The following is a 19,739-nucleotide window of genomic DNA, read 5'->3' as shown; positions in this document are numbered from 1 at the left end:
GGAATGTCGGCGGTCACCTGATCGCATCCGGCGCGCGGGGTCCAGCCCGGCCGGATCGGGGAGACGGAGTTGCGGAGGACGAAGCGGCGAATGACGCCGGGCACCCCCCGTCCGCCCCGGAGCGGACGCCGCGCGACGCGCCGTCCTACGCGCTGCCCGACCCCGGTCCGCGTCCGGATCGAGCGTCTTATCGCGCGGCGTCGCCCCCGGCGAGCGCGACCGCGATCCGCGCGGCGAGGCGGGCGTTGTTCCGGACCAGCGCGATGTTGGTGGCGAGGCTGCGCCCCTCCGACCGGGTCGCGATTCGCTCCAGCAGGAACGGCGTGAGATCCTTGCGCGACACGCCCTCGGCGGCGGCCGCCTCGATGGCCTCCGCGATGATGCCGTCGATCTCGGCGGGGGCGAGCGCATCGGCCTCGGGGACGGGGTTGGCGATCAGGAGACCGGTTCCGGATCCGAGCCGGAAATGCAGGTCCACGGCGCGCGCGATCTCCTCCGGCGTGTCGAGGCGATGGTCGGCCCGCTCGCCGCTGTCGCGGGCGTAGAAGGCGGGAAAGACGTCGGTGCCGCAGGCGATGACCGGCACGCGCTGGCTTTCTAGCACTTCCAGCGTCTTGGGGATGTCGAGGATCGACTTCACCCCGGCGCAGACGACCGCCACCTCGGTCCGCCCGAGTTCGGCCAGGTCGGCGGAGACGTCCCAGCTCTCCTCCGCGCCGCGATGCACGCCGCCCACGCCGCCGGTCGCGAAGACGCGGATGCCCGCCAGCGCGGCGAGGCGCATGGTGCAGGACACGGTCGTGCCCGCGCTGCCGCCCCGCGCCATGATCGCGGCGAGGTCGCGGCCCGAGGCCTTGACCACGTCCGGACGCGCGACGAGCGCGTCGAGGTCGGCCTCCGACAGCCCGACCCTGGGCCGCCCGTCGAGCACCGCGATGGTCGCCGGCACGGCGCCCAGGGCGCGGATCTCGTCCTCGACGGCGCGGGCCGTTTCCACGTTCTGCGGATGGGGCATGCCGTGGGTGACGATCGTGGATTCCAGCGCGACCACGGCGCGACCGGCCCGAAGCGCCGCCTGGACGTCGGGATGGATGTCGATGAGGTCTTCGGTCATGGCGGGTCTTTCCTCCGGTTGTCGGTCGGTGCGCGGCGGCACGTGCGAACGAAGCGGCGGCCCGGATGCGGGGCCGGCACGCATCGCCGTGCCGCATCGGGCAAACGGCGGGATTGTTCAAGCGGCCCGCCGGATGGATCGCCGCGTCAGGGGGCGCCGTCAGGCCAGCGCGGCGGGGACCGGCGCGAGCCCGGCGTCGTGGCCGAACCCTGCCGGCCAGCGGCCGTGCACCGTATCGACGCGAAGAGGCGCCCGTGCATCGCGGGATCGCCGGTGGCGCCGTCGCTCCATGCGATCTCCGCCCCTGGTTCGGGGCGCGGGCGGCGCGCGAGCTTCCCGATGCGGCCCGGACCGTTCCCCGCAAAGCCGGACCGTTCACGGCAAAGGTCGTCGTGCGGCATGACAGGGCCGGGGCCGGCCTTACCTGCCGTAGACGATCTCGACCGGCCAGAGCGACAGGGCGGGGATATAGGTGATCAGCATCAGCGCCGCGAAGACGGCGGCGACGAACACGGCGAGCTGCGGGACGATGCGTTCGACCGGGATCCGCGCCACCGCGCAGGCGGCGAAGAGGTTCACGCCGAGCGGCGGGGTGATCATGCCGAGCGCGAGGTTGACCACGACGACCAGCCCGAAGTGCACCGGATCGACCCCGTAGGCCACCGCGATGGGCGTGAGGATCGGCGCGAGCACGAGGATCGCCGCCGAGGTCTCGATGAACATGCCGACGACGAGCAGCAGGAGGTTCACGGCGAGGAGAAAGGCCACGCGGCTTTCGAACATGGTCTGGAACCACGCGGCGATCTCGTTCGGAAGCCCCGACCGCGCGATCAGAAAGGAGAACAGCGCGGCGGCGGCGATGATGATCATGATCACGGAGGTCGAGATCACCGTGCGCGCGAGGATGCCCGACAGGTCGCGGGGACGCAGCTCCCGGTACAGGAGCATTCCCACGACGAGGGCGGCGGCCACGGCGGCGGCGCTGGCCTCGGTCGGGGTGAAGATGCCGGAATAGATGCCGCCCAGGATCACCACCGGCACCAGAAGCGCGGGCAGCGCGGCGATGAGCGCGGAACCGGGGTCGAGGCGGCCCTCGCCGTCCCTTTGCCCGATGCCGCGACGCCGGCAGATCACGAGGACCAGCGCCATCAGCGTGGCGGCGACGACGAAGCCGGGGCCCAGGCCCGCGACGAAAAGGCGGCCGATCGAGGTGTCGGTCGAGACGCCGTAGAGGATGAGCGGGATCGAGGGCGGGATCAGCACGCCGAGCTCCGCCGAGGAGGCCTGGATCGAGGCGGCGAGCGGACGCGGATAGCCGTGATCGGCCATGGCCGGGATCAGGATCGCGCCGATGGCGAAGGTGGTGGCGACCGAGGAGCCGGAGACCGAGGCGAACAGCATGCAGGTCAGCACGCAGGTGCAGGCGAGCCCGCCCTGCACGCCGCCCACGAGGGACTTGGCGAGGTCGACGAGGCGGACGGAGATGCCGCCGGCGGACATGAGGTTGCCCGCGAGGATGAAGAGCGGGATCGCGACGAGCGGGAAGCTGTCGATGCCGGTGAACATCCGTTGCGCGACGAGGAGCAGGGGCAGGCGGCCCTGCGCCTCGATGCCCGCGACGGAGGCGAGCCCGATCGCCACCGCGATCGGCACGCCGGCGAGGAAGAGGATGGCGAGCGAAAGGCCGAGCGCCGCGTTCACGGGGCGGCCCCGAAGGTCTGCGGCGGGATCGCTTCGCCGCGCAGGCCGCGGATCGTGGCGGCGAGGATCGCGAGGAGGATAAAGGCGGAGCCCACGGGCAGCGCGGCGTAGACCCAGGCGATGGAGATCTCGAGCGCGGCGAGGTTCTGGCGCGCGACGCGGCCGCACATGAGCCAGCCCTGCCAGAGGAGGATCGCGAAGAACCCGAACGACGCGGCGTTGGCGAGAAGGAACAGCGCCCGGCCCGCGGGCGCGGGGAGCGCGGTCTGGACGATGTCGACGGAGATCATCGCGCCATGCCGGTAGGCGGCGGCGACGCCGAGAAAGACCGACCAGATCATCGCCGAACGGGTCACGACCTCCGACCAGGTGGAGGGCGCGTCGAACACGAAGCGGGTCACGACCTGGAACATCGCGAGCCCGGCGGTGACGCAGAGAAGCGCGATGGCGGCGCGGAGCGCGAGGCCGGTCGTGATCGCCTCGAGCCGCAGGAAGGCGCGGATCATGGGGAGTAAGCCGTTCGGGGAAAGGAAAGGCCGGCGCGGACGGCCGCGCCGGCCGGCGGGCCTATTCGGCGTCGCGGATGCGCTCGACCATCTCGGAGCCGTATTCGTCGGTGTAGATGGCGTAGGCCGGCTCCGCGATGGCGGCGAAGGCCGCCTTGTCGATCTCGGTGACGACCTCCATGCCGTTGTCGCGCATGATCTGCACGCCCTCCTCCTCGAGGCGGTTGACCTCGGCGCGGGTGGCCTCGGCGCTGGCCTTCGCGGCCTCGTAGAACCAGCCCTGCTCCTCCTCCGACAGCCCGTCGAAGAGGACGGGCGAGGCGAGGATCGCGACGGGGGAATAGACGTGCCCGGTCAGCGTGGCGTAGTCCTGCACCTCCCAGAACTTGGCGGCGACGATCACGGTGATCGGGTTCTCCTGCCCGTCGACGACGCCCTGCTGCATCGCGGTGAAGAGTTCGGGGAAGGCCATGGGCGTGGGCGCGGCGCCCAGATCCTCGAACGCCTCCATGTGGACGCGGTTCTCCATCGTGCGGAGTTTCAGGCCTTCGAGATCCGCGGGCGTCTCGACCGGCTGCCGGGCGTTGGTGACGTGGCGGAAGCCGTTTTCGGACCAGCCGAGGCCGACGAGGCCGTTCTCGTCGATCTTCGCCAGAAGCTCCTGCCCGATCTCGCCGTCGAGCACGGCGCGGGCGTGGTCGTAGTCGCGGAACAGGAACGGCAGGTCGAGCACGAAGACCTCGGGGACGAAGTTGCCGAGCGGGCCGGTGGAGGTGATGACCACGTCGAGCGAGCCGATCTGCAGCCCCTCGATCATGTCGCGCTCCCCGCCGAGCTGCCCCGCGGGCGCCTGCTCGCCGGTCCATTCGCCGCCCGACAGCTCCTCCAGCGTGTCGATGAAGGCCTGCGCGCCGAGGCCGTAATGCGAATCCGGCGACAGCGAATGGCCGATGACGATGGATTGCTGCGCCGTGGCGCCGCCGGCCACGAGCGTCGCGGCGGCGGCGAGGCCGAGTGCGGTGTGTTTCATGCGTGTCTCCCTGTTGCGGCCGGCCCCCTGCCGGTCCGTCCTCCCGTGCGGCATGGTTTGCCGCAAACGGGGACGGGGCGCAAACGGGGTTTGGGTGGGCCGCCGGATCCGCCGTCCGCTTCGTTCGCCAGACGAAGCAGGACCGCCTCCGGCGGCAGCCGGCGACTAGGACGCGCAGCTTCCGTTCAATGGGACTATCCCGCCTGCTCCCGGTACTCCCGGTCCTCCTCCGGCACGTCGAGGGTGGACCAGGTGGCGCCGTTGCCGGGCGGGGGCGGGGTGTCGCAGGTGCGCTTGTGGATGTTCACGCGGCTGATGAAGTTCGCCGAGACCGGGGCGGTGACGAACAGGAACGCCATGATCAGCACCTCGTGCAGCGCGCCGGTGGTGAAGGTGAAGGAGTGGATCATCGAGGCCATCAGGAACGCGCCGGTCCCGAGCGTGCCGGCCTTGGTCGGCGCGTGCAGCCGGGTCATCGGATCGGCGAGCTTCAGGAGCCCGATGGCCGCGACGAGCGTGAACGCGAGGCCGATGAACAGAAAGGCCGCGATGGCGAGCGTGGCTGCGATCTCGATCATTCGATCACGTCCCCCCGCAGCACGAAGCGGGCATAGGCGACGGTGGAGACGAAGCCCAGCATGGCGATGATGAGCGTCGCCTCGAAGTAGATCGCCGTGCCCTGATGGATGCCCAGCAGCACGATCAGGCCGAGCGCGTTGATGAACATCGTGTCGAGCGCGAGGATCCGGTCGCCGGTCCCCGGCCCGATCCACAGACGGACCATCGCCATGATCTGCGACAGGGCCGTGATCGCGAAGGCCGCGTAGAGCGTCCAGGTCATGAGGGTGGTCGCGAAGGTCATAGGAAGATCTCCCTGAGGCGGCGTTCGTAGCGCTGCTTGATGTCGTCGCGCACCGCGTCCGGGTCCGGCGCGTCGAGCGCGTGGACGAGGAGGGAGCGCCCGTCGTTCGACAGGTCCGCGCTGACGGTGCCGGGGGTGAGCGTGATGGTGCCGGCGAGGATCGAGATCGCCTCCGGCTCGCGCAGATCGAGTGGGATGACGACCCAGGCGGGACGCATCTTCGCGTTGGGCTTGGTCAGCACGATCCATGCCACCTGCACGTTGGCGACGACGATGTCCCAGATCACGAGGAGACAGTAGAGCAGCGCCCGGCCGAGCGAGATGCGCTCGGGCCGGTCGGGCCACCAGCGCGCGGTGCCGATCGGGATGACGATGCCGAGGATCAGGCCGAACACGGCCATCCCGGCGGAGAACTCGGGCTGCAGCAGCATCCAGACCGCGGCCATCAGGAGCGTCAGCGCCGGATGCGGCAGGAGCCAGCGGAGCGGCTTCAGCATGTCAGTGCGCCTCCTCGTCGGGGTCCGCGTCCGACAGCTTGCCCGGCGTCTCGAGCACCGTCGAGAGGTATCGGTCGGGCGCGAAGAGCTGTGCGGAGATCGCGGAGGTGTAGGCCGTGACGGGGCCGGCGAAGATCGTGTGCGCGACCAGCAGCGCGAGGAGGCCGCCGACGGCCACGTAAGACAGGACCGGGGGCCGCGCCGGGGCGAAGGCGGTTTCCTCCGGGGGAATGGCGCGGGCCTTCCAGAACACCTCCGTCCCCGCGCGGGCGAAGCCCACGAGGCTGACCAGCGAGGTGACGAGGATGACCGCCCAGACCCAGACGACCGCCTCCGTGCCGAAGGCCGCGTCGAGGATCAGGAGCTTGCCGAGAAAGCCCGAGAGCGGCGGCAAGCCGACCATCGCGATGGCCGCGACGAAGAAAAGCGCGGCCGTCATCGCGGCGCCCGCGACCGGCGGCTGCGCCGTGAGGTCGAGGTCGGAGCGGCCGGCGCGGACGAGGTCGCAGATCAGGAACAGCGCGGCCGAGGCGAATGTCGAATGGACGATGTAGTAGAGCGCCGCGGCGATGCCGGCCTCGGTCCAGAGGGCGATGGCGACCATCACCATGCCCATGGAGCCGATCACCGCAAAGGCCACCAGCCGGTCGAGCCGCCGCGCCGCGAGCACGCCGATCATGCCGAGCGCGACGGAGACGAGCGCCGCGGGCAGGAGCCACCAACCATGGAGGCCCTCCGTCGCCTCGAGCCCCGGCGGGAAGACCATCGTGTAGATGCGGATGATCGCGTAGGCGCCGACCTTGGTCATGATCCCGAAGAGCGCGGCCACGGGGGCGGGCGCTTCGGCGTAGCTCGACGGCAGCCAGAAATGCAGCGGCACCAGTGCGGCCTTGATCGCGAACACCATGAGGAGAAGCACGGCGGCGACGCGGATGCCCACGTTCGCGTCGGTCGGGATGAGGCGCACCCGCTCTGCCAGGTCGGCCATGTTGAGCGTCCCCGTCTCCGCGTAGAGCGCGCCGAGCGCGAACAGGAAGAGCGTCGAGCCGAGCAGGTTGTAGAGCACGTATTGCGTGCCCGCCCGAAGCCGCACCGTGCCGCCCGAATGGATCATCAACCCGTAGGAGGCGATGAGCAGCACCTCGAAGAAGACGAAGAGGTTGAAGACGTCGCCGGTCAGGAAGGCGCCCATGATCCCCATGATCTGGAACTGCCAGAGCGCGTGGAAGTGCCGCCCCCGCGCGTCCCAGCGCGAGCCGATCGCGTAAAGGAGCACGAGGAGCGACAGGATCGCCGTCAGGAGCACCATCAGCGTCGAGAGCCGGTCGCCGAGCAGGACGATTCCGAAGGGCGCGGCCCAGTCGCCGAGCTGATAGAGGATGACGGTGTCGTCCGAGGTCCGCCAGGCGAGCCCGGCGGCGAGGACGACCATCGCCACGCCGCCCGCGACGGAGATGGCGCGCTGGATGTCGATGTGGTGGCGCGCGGCCAGCACCATGAAGGGCGCGAGGAACGCGGGCAGGACGACGGGAAGGATGATCCAGTGGCTCATCGGGCGTCCTCCCCGGCGGGGGCGTCGTCGACATGGTCGTCGTCCGCGCCGAGATAGGCGCCGAGCGCGATCATCACCACCACCGCGGTCATCCCGAAGGAGATCACGATGGCCGTCAGGACCAGCGCCTGCGGCAGCGGGTCGGTGTAGCGCTCCGCGTCGGTCAGGATCGGCGGTGCGCCGGTGGCGAGGCGCCCCGAGGCGAAGAGGAAGACGTTCACGGCATAGGTCAGCAGCGACGTGCCCATGATGACGGGGAAGGTCCGCAGGCGCAGGACGAGGTAAAGGCCCGCGGCGGTGAGCACGCCGATGGCGGAGGCGACGAGGAATTCCATGTCAGGCCCCCATTTCGGTGGTGCGGGGAAGGTCGTCGCGCGAGGGGTCGACCCCCATCGGATAATCGTCCTCCGGACCGTGCGCGCGGCGGGCGAGGCGCGAGAAGCTTTCCAGCGAGAGCATCACCGCGCCCACGACGGCGAGGAACACGCCCAGATCGAAGATCGCGGCGGTGGCGAGCTCGAACTTGTCGAAGGGCGGGATGCGGACATAGGTGAAGGCCGAGGTAAGGAACGGCGCGCCGAAGAACCACGAGCCGATCCCGGTCAGCCCCGCGGTCAGCACGCCGGCCCCGATCACGCCGTGGTAGGGATATTTCAGCCGCGCGGAGGTCCAAGCGAAGCCCGAGGCCATGTACTGCATCACGAAGCCGATCGACACGATGAGCCCGGCGATGAAGCCGCCGCCCGGTTCGTTGTGGCCGCGCAGGAAGATGTAGAATCCGACGAGCATCACCACCGGCATGATGACGCGGGTGACGATGACCATGAGCATCGGATGCGTGCCGCCCGCGCGGGCCTGATCGGGGACGCGGTTGAGGAGGCGTGCGCGGACCGGGCCGGAGAGCAGCGCCTCGGTCAGCGCGAAGATCAGCAGGGCGGCGATGGAGAGCACGATGATCTCCCCGTAGGTGTCGAAGCCCCGGAAGTCGACGAGGATGACATTCACGACGTTGGTGCCGCCGCCGCCCTTGTAGGAGTTGGCGAGGTGGAACTCGGAGATGCTGGGCGCCACCGTGTCGCGCAGCAGGTAGTGCCAGGCGAGCGCCATCGTGGCGAGACCGCCCGCCACCGCGATCGCGCCGTCGCGGACGCGGCGGAGGGAGGAGCTTTCGACCGGCGTGCGGTTCGGCAGGAAATTGAGTGCGAGCAGCAGCAGGATGATCGTCACCACCTCCACCGTGAGCTGCGTCATGGCGAGGTCGGGCGCGCTGAAGAGGACGAAGCCCGCGGTGACCATGAGGCCGACGATGCCGATCAGGATGAGCGACAGCAGCCGGTTGCGGTGAAAGAAGACGAGTGCGCCGGCGGCGGCGACAAGCATCGCCCAGCCGGCGACGTGAACGACGCTCGGGGTCTGCATCGTCCGGCTCGGCCCCTCCGAGGCACCGGTCAGCCAGGCATGGGCGCCCACGGCCAGCACCGTGACGGCGAGGATCGCGGCATAGCGGGAGAACGCGCCGTCGTGGAGCGGCGCGACCGTCCGCCGGGCGAGGCCCACGGCCCCGGCGACCAGGCCGTCGAAGAGCGCCTTCGCCTCCGGCCGCGGCGTGCCGTCCCAGAGGCGCTGCGCCGGGCGATGCGCGAGGAACAGCAGGAGGCCCCCGCCCACCGCGACGATCGACATGTAGAGCGCGGGGGTCAGCCCGTGCCAGATCGCCAGATGCGCCCCGGGCACCTCCGCCGTGCCGCCCAGCACGGCGGCGGTGACGAGCTTGACAAAGGGCTCCGCAAGGAAGGGCATCACGCCGATCCCGACGACGAGGACGACGAGCAGCGCGGGCGGGCCCCAGAGACCCGGACCCGGATCGTGCGGATGGCTCGGGTAGTCGTCGCGCACCGGGCCGAAGAAGACTTGACCCACGAACCGGAAGCAGTAGGCCGCCGAGAAGAGCGAGCCCAGCACCGCGAGCGCGGGCACGAGCCAGGGGAGGTCGAAGAGCGTGGTATGCGCCGCTTCCTCCAGCATCATCTCCTTGGAGAGGAAGCCGTTCAGCAGCGGGATGCCCGCCATCGACAGCGCGGCCAGCGTGGCGATCACGAAGGTCACCGGCATCAGCCGCCGGAGCCCGCCCAGATGCCGGATGTCGCGGGTATGCGCCCCATGGTCGATGATGCCTGCGGACATGAAGAGCGCGGCCTTGAACGTGGCGTGGTTGAGGATGTGGAACACCGCGGCCATCGCGCCGAAGGCGGTGCCGGTCCCCAGAAGCATGGTGATGAGGCCCAGATGGCTGACCGTGGAGAAGGCGAGGAGCGCCTTCAGATCGTGCTTGAAGAGCGCGATCGTGGCGCCGAGCACCATCGTGATCAGTCCCGCCCCGGTGACGAGCACGAACCATTCCGTCGTCCCCGACAGGACCGGCCAGAGCCGTGCCAGGAGGAAGATCCCGGCCTTCACCATGGTCGCGGAATGCAGGTAGGCCGAGACCGGCGTAGGCGCGGCCATCGCGTGCGGCAGCCAGAAGTGGAACGGGAACTGCGCTGACTTGGTGAAGCAGCCGAGCAGGATCAGCACCAGCGCGGGATGGTAGAGCGGCGAGGCCTGGATCGCGTCGCGGTTCTCGAGGATCACGCTCAGCTCGTAGCTGCCCGCGATCCGTCCGAGGATCAGCATGCCGCCGATCAGCGCGAGCCCGCCCATGCCGGTGACGGCGAGGGCCATCCGCGCGCCCTGCCGCCCCTCGGGGAGGTGCTTCCAGTAGCCGATGAGCAGGAACGACGACAGCGAGGTCAGCTCCCAGAAGACGAGCAGAAGCAGCACGTTGTCCGACAGGACGATCCCCACCATCGCCCCCTGGAACAGGAGCAGGTAGGTGAAGAACTCGCCCATGTGGTCGTCGCGCGAAAGGTAGTGCCGGGCATAGGCGATGATGAGCAGCCCGATCCCGAGGATCAGCGCGGCGAAGAAGAAGCCGAGCCCGTCGAGCCACAGCGTCACGTCGAGCCCGAGCCCGGGCAGCCAGGCCACGCGCGCGGAGACGATCTCGCCGGCGAGCACCGCCGGAAGGTTCGTCAGGAGGCCCACCAGCGCCAGCAGGGTGACGGTGAAGGTCACGCCGGCGCAGGCCTGCCGCCCCGCCGCGTTCATCAATCCGGGCAGCATGGCCCCGAGAAAGGGCAACGCGACGATAAGAAAGAGGGACACGCGATCTCCTTGCTTGCGGCCGGCCGTTGGGACGTTTTGGAGAAGGCCGGGCCTAGGCACAAGAAAGGTCGGGACATTTGACGCGATTGTGGCGTCGGCGCGCCGCGTCCCCCTGACGCTCCCGGTTTGCCCGCTCCCGCGTTTTCCGCATCCGCCGGCGGATCGGAGGCTGGCGGTCGCCGCCGCGTCCATGCCAACAAGACGGCATGTCGTCGACGCGAGATATCGGCCCGGCCGGCTTCCTACACTCGCTCTATCGCGGCCACACGCCGGCCGCGCGCCGGTTCCGCTATGTCCTGCTGCTCTTCGACATCGTCACGATATTGTTCGTGATCGTCACCTCGTTCTTTCCGCGCACGCAGTTGATCGAGGTGCTCGACGCCGTGTTCGGCGCGCTGATCCTCGCCGATTTCCTCGTGCGCCTTTTTCTGGAGCAGCGGCGCGGCTATTTCCTGATGCGGTTCACGACCTGGGCGGACATCGCGGCGATCGTGTCGTTCCTCGCGCCGCTGGCGGGCGAGGGGCTCGGGTTCCTGCGCATCCTGCGGACGCTGCGGCTTCTGCGGAGCTATCACCTGGTGATGCAGCTGCGCCGCGACTTCCGGTATTTCCGCACGCATCAGGACATCATCCTCGCGGCCGTGAACCTGGGCGTGTTCCTGTTCGTGATGACGGGGCTCATCTACACGGTGCAATGGGCGGTGAATCCGGAGATCGGCAACTATGCCGACGCGCTCTATTTCACCGTGACGACGCTGACGACGACGGGGTTCGGGGACATCACCCTGATCGGGCCGTGGGGCCGCATGCTGTCGGTCGCGGTGATGATCTTCGGCGTGACGCTTTTTCTGCGCCTGCTGCAGGTCCTGTTCCGGCCGCGCAAGGTGCGCAAGGAATGCAGGCGCTGCGGCCTGCTGCTGCACGACCCGGATGCGGTGCATTGCAAGCATTGCGGCGCGACGATGCATATCAAGACCGAAGGGGTCGCCTGAGCCGCGGCTCCCGCCGCCCCGCCGGGGTCAGAACTGCGTGAACTGGAACGTGTAGACGGGCGCGGGCGCCGGCCGCGCGACGGCAGGCGCCGTCGTGGCGAAGCACTTCTGCGTCGCCCGCCCGGTGGTCGGCCAGAAGCGCAACCGCCGGGCGTTCTTGCCGCCGAGCGACGCGGCGATGCAGGGGATGCCTTCGTCCTCCAGGAATTGCAGCGCGAAGGCGGCGTTGGCCGCGCCGATGTCGGACAGGCCGTCGACCATCCGGGCCCCGCCGAAGAGCTTGGCCCGCATCCGCTCCTTGTGCGCGCCCTTCTTCATCATGTCGTTGATCAGAAGCTCCATCGCCTGGGCGCCGTAGATGACGTTCCGGGAGGAATGCGCCGTGCTTTCGGGCAGAAGGAAATGATTCATCCCGCCGAGGCCCGCCCCGGCATCGAACAGACAGGCGGCCACGCAGGATCCGAGGACGGTCGTGATGACCGCCTCCGGATCGGTGGAGACCGCGTGCGTTCCCTGTGCGACGTTGAGGATCATGGAGACTCCGGGATCGGATCGGCGCTGTCGCGCTCAGGCTGCGCGCGAGGGTTTGGACCGTGCGTTGCACCGTTCGAGAACGGCGCGGGTCATCCGAGACAGCGGCAGCTGCTTCTCGACGGCGCCCATCTCGTGGGCCACGCGGGGCATGCCGTAGACGAGGCTCGTCGCCTCGTCCTGGCCGAGCGTCCGCGCGCCGGCCGCGCGCATCGCCGCGAGTCCGCGCGCCCCGTCGTCGCCCATGCCGGTGAGAATCACGCCGAGGGCGGGTGCGCCAAGCCTGGCGAGGGAATGGAACAGCACGTCCACCGAGGGCCGGTGGCCGTTGACCGGCCGGCCCTCCCGCAGGCGGCAGACGCGCCTGTCGCGGCCCATGACCTCGAGATGCCGCGACCCGCCCGGGGCGAGGTAGATCCGTCCCGGCTTCAAAGGTGCGCCGTTGGTGGCCTCCCGCACATCGGCGGCGCAGTGCGCGTCGAGGCGGCTCGCGAAGCTCGCCGTGAACGCCGCGGGCATGTGCTGGGTGACGACCGTCGGGGGGCAGTTCGCCGGAAAGCCCGACAGGACCGCGAGGAGCGCATCGACGCCGCCCGTCGACGCCCCGATCGCCACGATCCGGCCGTCGGGGGCGAAATCCGGCGCAGCGGCCGGCGCCGCCGGGACGTCCCGCGGAAGGAGGCGCGTCTTCGCCGCGCCGCGCACCAGCTCGCGAAGAGGATCGTAGGCCTGCGGCAGGCTTCCGTCCTCGGGCTTGATGAAGACGTCGTAGGCGCCGAGGGCCAGGGCCTGAACGGAGGTGGCGGTCCTGCCGCGCCCGACCCTGGCGGAGACGACCACCACCGGCATGGGCCGCAAGCGCATCAGCTTCGCGAGAAAGCCGGGCCCGTCCATGCCGGGCATCCACAGGTCGAAGGTCAGCACGTCGGGATCGAGCGCCTTGATCGCCTCGCGCGCGGCGCCGGCGGTCGACGCGATCCCCACGACGCTTGTGTGGGGATCGCGTTCCAGTTCCGTCCTCAAGACGGCACACATGACCGGGGAGCCGTCGACCACCAGAACCCGGATGTTTCTCATCGTGAACGATCCTTACCAGGCGACAGGATCGCGTCATCGGCGATCGCGGTTCAGGGGCAGGGGCGCGGACGCCCCTGCCGACAGGGCGGTTCTCAGAACTCTTCCCAGTCGTTCATCAGGGTCCGCGGCTCGTCGGCGAGCGCGATGTTGCCCTGCGCGCGAAGCGGCACCGCATTCGCCCTCGGACGAACCGGCAGGGCCGTGACGTTGCCCCGGCCCGGCGCCTGGCTTGCATTCGCGGCGTCCCCGGTGGTGAACCGCGCCATCAGCCCGGCGAGCGACATGGTCTCCGAGCGCATCGTCTGGCTGGCGGCGTTCACCTCCTCGACCATCGCGGCGTTCTGCTGCGTCACCTGGTCGAGCTGGCCGACCGCGGTGTTGATCTCGCTGAGTCCGACCGATTGATCGCGCGCGGAGGACGCGATCCCATTCACGAGCGAGGTGATGGTCGATACCGAGTCGACGATGGTCGCGAGCGCCTTTCCCGTTTCGTCGACGAGCTCCACGCCCGCCTCGACCTGTTGGGAGGAGGTCGAGATCAGCGCCTTGATCTCCTTGGCCGCCTCCGCGGAGCGGGTCGCGAGCGCCTGGACCTCGGAGGCCACGACGGCGAAGCCCCGGCCGGCATCGCCCGCCCGCGCCGCCTCCACGCCCGCATTGAGCGCGAGGAGGTTGGTCTGGAAGGCGATGTCCTCGATCACGCCGATGATCTGGCTAATCTGTTCGGAGGACTTCTCGATCTTGCTCATGGCCTTCACGGCCTTCTTGACGATGCGGCCGCTGTCGACGGCGGCCTTGCGCGTGCCGGATACGTCGGCGCTGGCGGCGTCGGCCGCCTCGGCCGCGGCCTTGACGCTGGTCGTGAGCTGCTCGAGCGCGGCGGCGGTCTCCTCCAGCGCGGCGGCCTGATTCTCCGTCCGTTTGGCCAGGTCGTCGGCGGCACCGCCGACCTGGTTCGCTTCGCTCTGCATGTTGGCGGCGTTGAAGGCGACGGCGGAGATCGTGTCGTCGAGCTGTGCGATGGCGGTGTTGAAGTTCTGCCGCAGGTCGTCGTAGCCAGCGGCGAAGGCCTCGTCGAGGCGAACGGTGAGATCCCCGTCCGCGAGGTTCGACAGCGCGCCGTTCAGCCGGTCGACGACCTGCGACAGGTCAGCCTCCATCGCGCGACGGTCCTCGATGCCTTGCAGGCGCTCGGTCTCGGCCCGGGTGATGTCGTTGACCAACTTGACGACGCGGACGACGTTGCCGGCGCCGTCGCGCACGGCGTTGTAGGACCCCTGCATCCAGACGGTGCGACCGGCCTTGTCGACCCGCTCGAACACGCCCGTGATCGTCTCACCTTCGCTCAGCTCGCGCCAGTGATCGCGATATTGCGCGGTCTGCGCGTGGTCGCCGGGGGCGAACATCGAATGGTGACGGCCGACGATCTCCGCTTCGGGGTATCCCATCACGTCGGAGAAGTTCCGGTTCGCCGCGAGGATCCTGCCCTTCGCGTCGAACTGGATCATCAACTGCCCGTCGCTGATCGCCTCGATGATTGCGGCCTGTTCGGCGCTCTCCCTCTCGAGCCGACGGCGCCGGGTCTCGGCCTCGGTCACGTCGGAGACGACCGTGACGAAACGGACGACACGGCCCGCCTCGTCGAGGATCGGACTGTAGATGGCCTGAAGATGGACCTCGCGCGCGCCCTTGGCGAGGCGCGGGAAGATGCCGGTCACAGGCGCGCCGCGCGCGAACCCGTCCCACATCCGGCGATGCCCGGCCGTATCGGCGTCGCCCCCCTGGGCGAACATCGAATGATTGCGGCCGATCACCTCGTCGGACGCGTAGCCCATGATCCGGAGGAAGGTGTCGTTCGCCTTCAGGATCGTGCCGTCCGGGTCGAATTCGATCATCCCCTGCGCGGCGCCGATCGCCTCGATCAGGCGGGACGTCTCCCTGCTGGTCATCTCGTCCGCGGCGAGCCGGTCGCGGCATTCCGCGGCGGCTTCGGCGACGCGGCCGATCTCGTCGCCGCGGCCGGCTTCGGGAATCCCGGTGTCGAACTGCTTGCCGCCGACGGCCCGCAGCGCGCCGGCGATGCGCCGCAGCGGACGGCTGATGCCGCGGGCGAGCAGCGTTCCGACACCGGCGGCGAGGGCGCCGAGCAGAACGAGCTCCATTGCGAAGAGCAGCTCTCCGGTCACCCGGCCCTCGAGGACGGCGGGCAGCATCGTCGAGATCGTGACGGCGGCGATCACGAGCGCCGTGATCGCCGCGGGAAACTTGATGGACAAGGGGAGGTCGGAAAGGCGTCGCATCGATCGATCCTTGGTTCTTTGGGTCGGCCGCCCTGCGTCGGATGCGGGGCCGGAATGTGGCGTGGGTCATCGGGGGAGTAGGGTGAAGGCGGCCTTAAGGAGACCGGTCGTTATGCCTTGCATTTTCACGTTCCGGTCCCTCGGCGGTTCACGCTTCGTTAGACTCTGCCGCCTAGATCGCCGCCATCACGGGACGCCGCCGCGAGCCGGCGTCCGAGACGAGATGCGGAGATCGACGTGACCCAGACATCCGAACCAGCGGTCTTCACATTGTCCGCGACCCTCAATCACGACACCGTCCGCGAGCTTGCCGAGTTCCTCGCCGTGCGGCGCGGCGTTCCTGTCACGATCGACGGCACCGCCTCGGGCAGGGTCGGCGCGCAGGCGGCGCAGACCCTCGCGGTCGCGGTGCGCTGCCGGGCCGAGGACGCCGTGCCGCTGAAGATCGTCGATCCTTCGGGCATCGTCGCCCGGAGCCTCGAAACCCTGGGCCTTGCCGAGACGTTCGCCGATGCCCTCATCCACGAGGGAGCTGCCGCATGAAGGCCCAGGTTCTCGCCATCGACGATTCGCGTACGATCCGGTCATTGCTCGCCGCGACGCTGGAGGAATACGACTTCGAGGTCACGACCGCCGTGGACGGCGTCGACGGACTGGAGAAGTTCGCCGAAACCTCACCGAGGGTCGTCATCACCGACATCAACATGCCCAACCTCGACGGCTTCGGCGTGATCGAGGGTATCCGCGGCGGGTCGGTCAACAAGACCGTGCCCATCATCGTGCTCTCGACCGAAAGCGGCGCGGACCTGAAGGACCGGGCCCGCAGGGCCGGCGCGACCGGCTGGATCGTGAAACCCTTCGACGAGACGTCCCTCGTCTCCGTCCTCAAGCGCATTACGGGTATCTGACGCCATGGCTGCACTCGACGCGATCCGGGCAACGTTCTTCGAGGAATGCGAGGACCTCATCGAGGCTCTGAACGAAGGGCTCGGCGAGATGGCCGGCGGCGACCACGGCGGCGAGACGGTGAACGCCGTGTTCCGTGCGGTCCATTCGATCAAGGGCGGTGCGGGCTCATTCGGCCTGAACGACCTCGTGGGGTTCGCGCATACCTTCGAGACGGTGCTCGACCGCATCCGCTCGGGCGACCTCGAGCCGGCCGACGAGCTCATCGCCCTGCTGCAACGCGCCGGAGACGTCCTCGCGGACCTTGTGGAAACCGCGCGCGACGAGAGCCCGTTCGACGCCGCCGCCGTTTCCACCACGTCCGACGCACTCGAGGCCGTTCTCGGCGAGGAAGGCGCGGTCGAAGAGGAGTTCGTGTTCGACGCGGTGGGCGCGGATTTCGACTTCGCACTGCCCGATCTTGACGACGACGAGCCGGGATCCACGACCTACACCATCGCCTTCGCGCCCCGGCGCGACCTCTACGCCACCGGGCACGAGCCGCTCGTCTTGATCGAGGCGCTCGCGGATCTCGGCGAAATCGCGGTCGCGGTCGACCTGTCGGGCCTACCGGGCATCGACGCGTTCGATTGGGAAGGGAGCTACCTCGCCTGGGAGATTACGCTCGTCTCGTCGGAGCCCGAGGGCGCCGTGCGCGAGGTGTTCGAATTCGTCGACGGCCTTTGCGATCTGGAGATCACGGTCGTCCGGTCCGGGGGCAGCGGCGACGCGACGGGATTGCCGGAGCTTCCCGATCTAGACGATTTCGCGCCGGACGACGCCGCGGACCTGCCGGACCTGTCGGTGGAGCCGTCGCCAGCCGCGTCGGCCGAGACGCCTGCGAGGGAAAATGCCGAGCCCGCCCCGGCCAGGAAGGACGCGCGGGCGACGCTTCGGGTCGATGTCGACCGGATCGACCGGCTCATCAACACGGTGGGGGAGCTCATCATCAATCAGGCGATGATCACGCAGCGCGTGCGCGAGATCGGCGTGCCGCTGACGCCCGAGATCGCGACCGATCTGGACGATTACAAGCAGCTCGCCCGCGAGGTGCAGGAAGGCGTGATGGGCCTGCGGACCCAGCCCGTCAAGCAGCTCTTCCAGCGGATGACCCGGATCGCGCGGGAAACGGCGGACGTGGCCGGCAAGTCGGCACAGCTCGTCATCGAGGGCGAGGAGACCGAGGTCGACAAGAAGGTCATCGAGAAGCTCGCCGATCCGCTGACGCACATGATCCGCAATTCCATCGACCACGGCCTCGAAGTGCCGGAGAAGCGGCGCGAGGCCGGCAAGCCGGAACGGGGCACCGTCAAGCTCACCGCCTGTTACAAGTCGGGCGACGTGCTCATCCGGATCGCCGATGACGGCGCGGGCCTGAACCGGCCGCGCATCAGGCAGATCGCCATCGAGAAGGGGCTGATCCCCGCCGATGTCGATCTGAGCGACGCGGAGATCGACCAGCTCCTGTTCCGGCCGGGCTTCTCCACCGCCGCCTCGGTCACCAGCCTGTCGGGCCGTGGCGTCGGGATGGACGTGGTCCGGACGTCGATCGCGGCGCTCGGCGGGCGCATCTCCATCGCCTCGACGCCCGGCGAGGGGTCGGTCTTCTCAATCCTGTTGCCGCTGACGCTCGCCGTGCTCGACGGCATGGTCGTCCGGCTCGGCGAGGAGACCATGGTCGTGCCGATCGCCTGCATCGAGGAGGCGATCCGGCCGCGCAAGGACGACCTGAGCCGGCTCGGCACCGGGCGGACGCTGTTCTTCAACCGGGGCGACTACCTGCCGGTGATCGACCTGGCCGAGCGTCTGGGCCATCCGACACGTGCGAAGAAGCTGACCAAGAAGACGCTTCTGATAATCCAGTCCAACGGATCACGGGTCGCCCTGGCCGTCGACGGCGTGGTCGACAAGCGGCAGGTCGTGATCAAGAGCCTGGCAAAGAACTACCGTCACATCGCCGGCATCTCCGCCGCGACGATCCTCGGCGATGGAAAGGTTGCGCTGATCGTCGACCCCGACGGGATCGCCGAGGATCCGCCCTCGGCCGGGTCGATGCGTTCCCGCACCGAGGACGAAACCCGCAGGGAGGAGAAGAAAGATGCCGCCTGAAGCCGAGACGCTCGCCGCGCCCGCCGAACTCTACGCAACGGTGATCGTGGCCGGGCAGGACTTCTGCATCGACATCAAGCGGGTGCGCGAGAATCGCCGCTGGTCGCCGACGACCACGCTGCCGCATGCGCCGCACTACCTGATGGGCACGATGAACCTGCGCGGCGAGGTCATCCCGATCATCGATCTGGCCGCGCTTTTCGGGTTCGCGCGGATCGAGCCCACCGATCGCCACGTGATCGTCATCATCGAGCACGAGGAGAAGATCATCGGTCTCGCCGTCGAGGCGGTGCGCCGCATCCTGAGCGTGACGCCGGACCAGATCCGCGACGCGCCGGGCGCCAAGCGCGACACGAGCACGTCCTGCATCCGCGGACTCATCACCACCGACGGCGGCGTGATCCGCATCATCAGCGTCGGCGACGTCGTTTCCGCGATGGAAGAGGTCCTTTGATGGCCGCCACCGCCGTTCGGGGGGATTATCCGTTCACCGACCGCGACTTCCGGACCATCGCCGCGCTCGCGCACGAAAACTTCGGCCTGTTCCTGGAGCCTTGCAAGAAGCAGCTGGCCTATTCGCGGCTGGCCAGACGCCTGCGGTTCCTCGGGCTCGAAACCTTCGGTGAGTATTGCGACATGCTCCGCGGCCCGCTCGGCGAGGATGAGCTGCGCGAGATGCTTTCGGCGCTGACCACGAACGTCACCCAGTTCTTCCGCGAAAGGCACCATTTCGATCAGCTCCGCGCGGAGATCCTGCCCGAGCTTCTCCGCCGCGCCAAGGCCGGGCGGCGGGTCCGGCTCTGGTCGGCGGGGTGCTCCGCGGGGCAGGAGGCCTATTCGCTCGCGCTGACCATTCTGGAGCTCTGCCCTGAGGTCTCGAAGTACGACCTGCGCATCCTCGCCACCGACATCGACCCGGTGATCCTGGAGCGCGCGGTGCAGGCGCGCTATCCGCTCGCCGAGCGCGAGGCGATCCCGGTCGGGATGCGGAAGACGCATACGGTGACGGACGGCGACAGCTTCGTCATGTCGGAGGCCGTGCGACGGCTCGTCTCCTTCGGCGAGCTCAACCTTATGGAGCCCTGGCCGATGACGGGGCGCTTCGACGTCATCATGTGCCGCAACGTGGCGATCTACTTCGATTCCGCCACACAGGCGCGGCTGTGGAAGCGTTTCGCGGATCTCCTGACGGCGGACGGCCAGCTCATGATCGGCCATTCGGAGCGATTGTCCGGACCGGCGGCGGACGAGCTGCGGAATTGCGGCGTCACATCCTACCGGAAGACATAGAACGGCCTCAGGGCCGGATGAAAGAGAGG

Annotated in this window: 20 protein-coding genes; 6 read left to right on the top strand and 14 right to left on the bottom strand. The window is 69.1% G+C overall.

Annotated elements, in window-relative coordinates; all coding sequences use genetic code 11:
* Positions 1 to 187: 187 nt before the first annotated feature.
* The 11 genes from Q1B08_RS05225 to Q1B08_RS05175 form a co-directional block, all read right to left on the bottom strand.
* Positions 188 to 1,114 (bottom strand): pseudouridine-5'-phosphate glycosidase, encoded by a 927-nt coding sequence (locus Q1B08_RS05225; RefSeq protein ID WP_299815802.1) that lies wholly within the window; start codon positions 1,112 to 1,114, stop codon positions 188 to 190.
* 159 nt (positions 1,115 to 1,273) lie between these two features.
* On the bottom strand, positions 1,274 to 1,405 hold the full coding sequence (locus Q1B08_RS05220) for a hypothetical protein (protein WP_299815799.1): 132 nt from the start codon (positions 1,403 to 1,405) through the stop codon (positions 1,274 to 1,276).
* A 129-nt stretch (positions 1,406 to 1,534) separates the two neighbouring features.
* A complete protein-coding gene (locus Q1B08_RS05215; RefSeq protein WP_299815796.1) occupies positions 1,535 to 2,815 on the bottom strand; it encodes a TRAP transporter large permease in 1,281 nt (426 codons plus the stop codon).
* Complete coding sequence (locus tag Q1B08_RS05210) at positions 2,812 to 3,321, bottom strand: TRAP transporter small permease (protein WP_299815793.1); 510 nt, start codon at positions 3,319 to 3,321, stop codon at positions 2,812 to 2,814. The genes Q1B08_RS05215 and Q1B08_RS05210 overlap by 4 nt, the downstream gene beginning before the upstream one ends.
* Positions 3,322 to 3,382: 61 nt before the next feature.
* A complete protein-coding gene (locus tag Q1B08_RS05205) occupies positions 3,383 to 4,351 on the bottom strand; it encodes a TRAP transporter substrate-binding protein (protein WP_299815790.1) in 969 nt (322 codons plus the stop codon).
* 194 nt (positions 4,352 to 4,545) lie between these two features.
* On the bottom strand, positions 4,546 to 4,929 hold the full coding sequence (locus Q1B08_RS05200; protein WP_299815787.1) for a monovalent cation/H(+) antiporter subunit G: 384 nt from the start codon (positions 4,927 to 4,929) through the stop codon (positions 4,546 to 4,548).
* Positions 4,926 to 5,213: a K+/H+ antiporter subunit F gene (locus Q1B08_RS05195; RefSeq protein WP_299815784.1), complete on the bottom strand. Its 288-nt coding sequence runs from the start codon at positions 5,211 to 5,213 to the stop codon at positions 4,926 to 4,928. The genes Q1B08_RS05200 and Q1B08_RS05195 overlap by 4 nt, the downstream gene beginning before the upstream one ends.
* Positions 5,210 to 5,710, bottom strand: a complete 501-nt coding sequence (locus Q1B08_RS05190) for a Na+/H+ antiporter subunit E (RefSeq protein ID WP_299815781.1) — start codon at positions 5,708 to 5,710, stop codon at positions 5,210 to 5,212. The genes Q1B08_RS05195 and Q1B08_RS05190 overlap by 4 nt, the downstream gene beginning before the upstream one ends.
* A gap of 1 nt (position 5,711) precedes the next feature.
* Positions 5,712 to 7,262, bottom strand: coding sequence for a monovalent cation/H+ antiporter subunit D (locus Q1B08_RS05185; protein ID WP_299815778.1), 1,551 nt, complete (start codon positions 7,260 to 7,262; stop codon positions 5,712 to 5,714).
* On the bottom strand, positions 7,259 to 7,597 hold the full coding sequence (locus tag Q1B08_RS05180) for a Na+/H+ antiporter subunit C (RefSeq protein ID WP_299815775.1): 339 nt from the start codon (positions 7,595 to 7,597) through the stop codon (positions 7,259 to 7,261). The genes Q1B08_RS05185 and Q1B08_RS05180 overlap by 4 nt, the downstream gene beginning before the upstream one ends.
* Before the next feature lies 1 nt (position 7,598).
* Positions 7,599 to 10,466 (bottom strand): monovalent cation/H+ antiporter subunit A, encoded by a 2,868-nt coding sequence (locus Q1B08_RS05175; protein ID WP_299815772.1) that lies wholly within the window; start codon positions 10,464 to 10,466, stop codon positions 7,599 to 7,601.
* Positions 10,467 to 10,672: 206 nt separating this feature from the next.
* Here Q1B08_RS05175 and Q1B08_RS05170 point away from each other — a divergent pair, with 206 nt between their 5' ends.
* Positions 10,673 to 11,458 (top strand): potassium channel family protein, encoded by a 786-nt coding sequence (locus Q1B08_RS05170; RefSeq protein ID WP_299815770.1) that lies wholly within the window; start codon positions 10,673 to 10,675, stop codon positions 11,456 to 11,458.
* A gap of 27 nt (positions 11,459 to 11,485) precedes the next feature.
* Here the strand turns inward: Q1B08_RS05170 and Q1B08_RS05165 are convergent, their stop codons facing one another.
* From Q1B08_RS05165 to Q1B08_RS05155, 3 genes are all read right to left on the bottom strand, one after another.
* Entirely contained in the window at positions 11,486 to 11,992 is a 507-nt protein-coding gene (locus tag Q1B08_RS05165; RefSeq protein ID WP_299815767.1) for a chemotaxis protein CheD, read from the bottom strand.
* Positions 11,993 to 12,025: 33 nt separating this feature from the next.
* Positions 12,026 to 13,066 (bottom strand): chemotaxis response regulator protein-glutamate methylesterase, encoded by a 1,041-nt coding sequence (locus Q1B08_RS05160; RefSeq protein ID WP_299815764.1) that lies wholly within the window; start codon positions 13,064 to 13,066, stop codon positions 12,026 to 12,028.
* A 92-nt stretch (positions 13,067 to 13,158) separates the two neighbouring features.
* Positions 13,159 to 15,366, bottom strand: a complete 2,208-nt coding sequence (locus Q1B08_RS05155; RefSeq protein ID WP_299815761.1) for a methyl-accepting chemotaxis protein — start codon at positions 15,364 to 15,366, stop codon at positions 13,159 to 13,161.
* 237 nt (positions 15,367 to 15,603) lie between these two features.
* Here Q1B08_RS05155 and Q1B08_RS05150 point away from each other — a divergent pair, with 237 nt between their 5' ends.
* Genes Q1B08_RS05150 through Q1B08_RS05130 form a run of 5 tightly spaced genes read left to right on the top strand, consistent with a single transcriptional unit; the run spans position 15,604 to position 19,710 of the window.
* The gene (locus Q1B08_RS05150; RefSeq protein WP_299815758.1) at positions 15,604 to 15,909 is read left to right on the top strand and encodes a hypothetical protein; all 306 of its coding nucleotides are present in this window, start codon (positions 15,604 to 15,606) and stop codon (positions 15,907 to 15,909) included.
* Entirely contained in the window at positions 15,906 to 16,274 is a 369-nt protein-coding gene (locus Q1B08_RS05145; RefSeq protein WP_299815755.1) for a response regulator, read from the top strand. The genes Q1B08_RS05150 and Q1B08_RS05145 overlap by 4 nt, the downstream gene beginning before the upstream one ends.
* Positions 16,275 to 16,278: 4 nt before the next feature.
* Positions 16,279 to 18,420: a chemotaxis protein CheA gene (locus tag Q1B08_RS05140; RefSeq protein ID WP_299815752.1), complete on the top strand. Its 2,142-nt coding sequence runs from the start codon at positions 16,279 to 16,281 to the stop codon at positions 18,418 to 18,420.
* Positions 18,410 to 18,874, top strand: a complete 465-nt coding sequence (locus Q1B08_RS05135; RefSeq protein ID WP_299815749.1) for a chemotaxis protein CheW — start codon at positions 18,410 to 18,412, stop codon at positions 18,872 to 18,874. Before Q1B08_RS05140 ends, Q1B08_RS05135 begins: the two co-directional genes overlap by 11 nt.
* A complete protein-coding gene (locus tag Q1B08_RS05130) occupies positions 18,874 to 19,710 on the top strand; it encodes a protein-glutamate O-methyltransferase (RefSeq protein ID WP_299815746.1) in 837 nt (278 codons plus the stop codon). The genes Q1B08_RS05135 and Q1B08_RS05130 overlap by 1 nt, the downstream gene beginning before the upstream one ends.
* The last annotated feature ends 29 nt before the right edge of the window (positions 19,711 to 19,739 follow it).

The organism is uncultured Jannaschia sp., assembly GCF_947494025.1.
Classification (GTDB): domain Bacteria; phylum Pseudomonadota; class Alphaproteobacteria; order Rhodobacterales; family Rhodobacteraceae; genus Jannaschia.
This window is presented reverse-complemented; position numbering and strand designations above follow the sequence as displayed.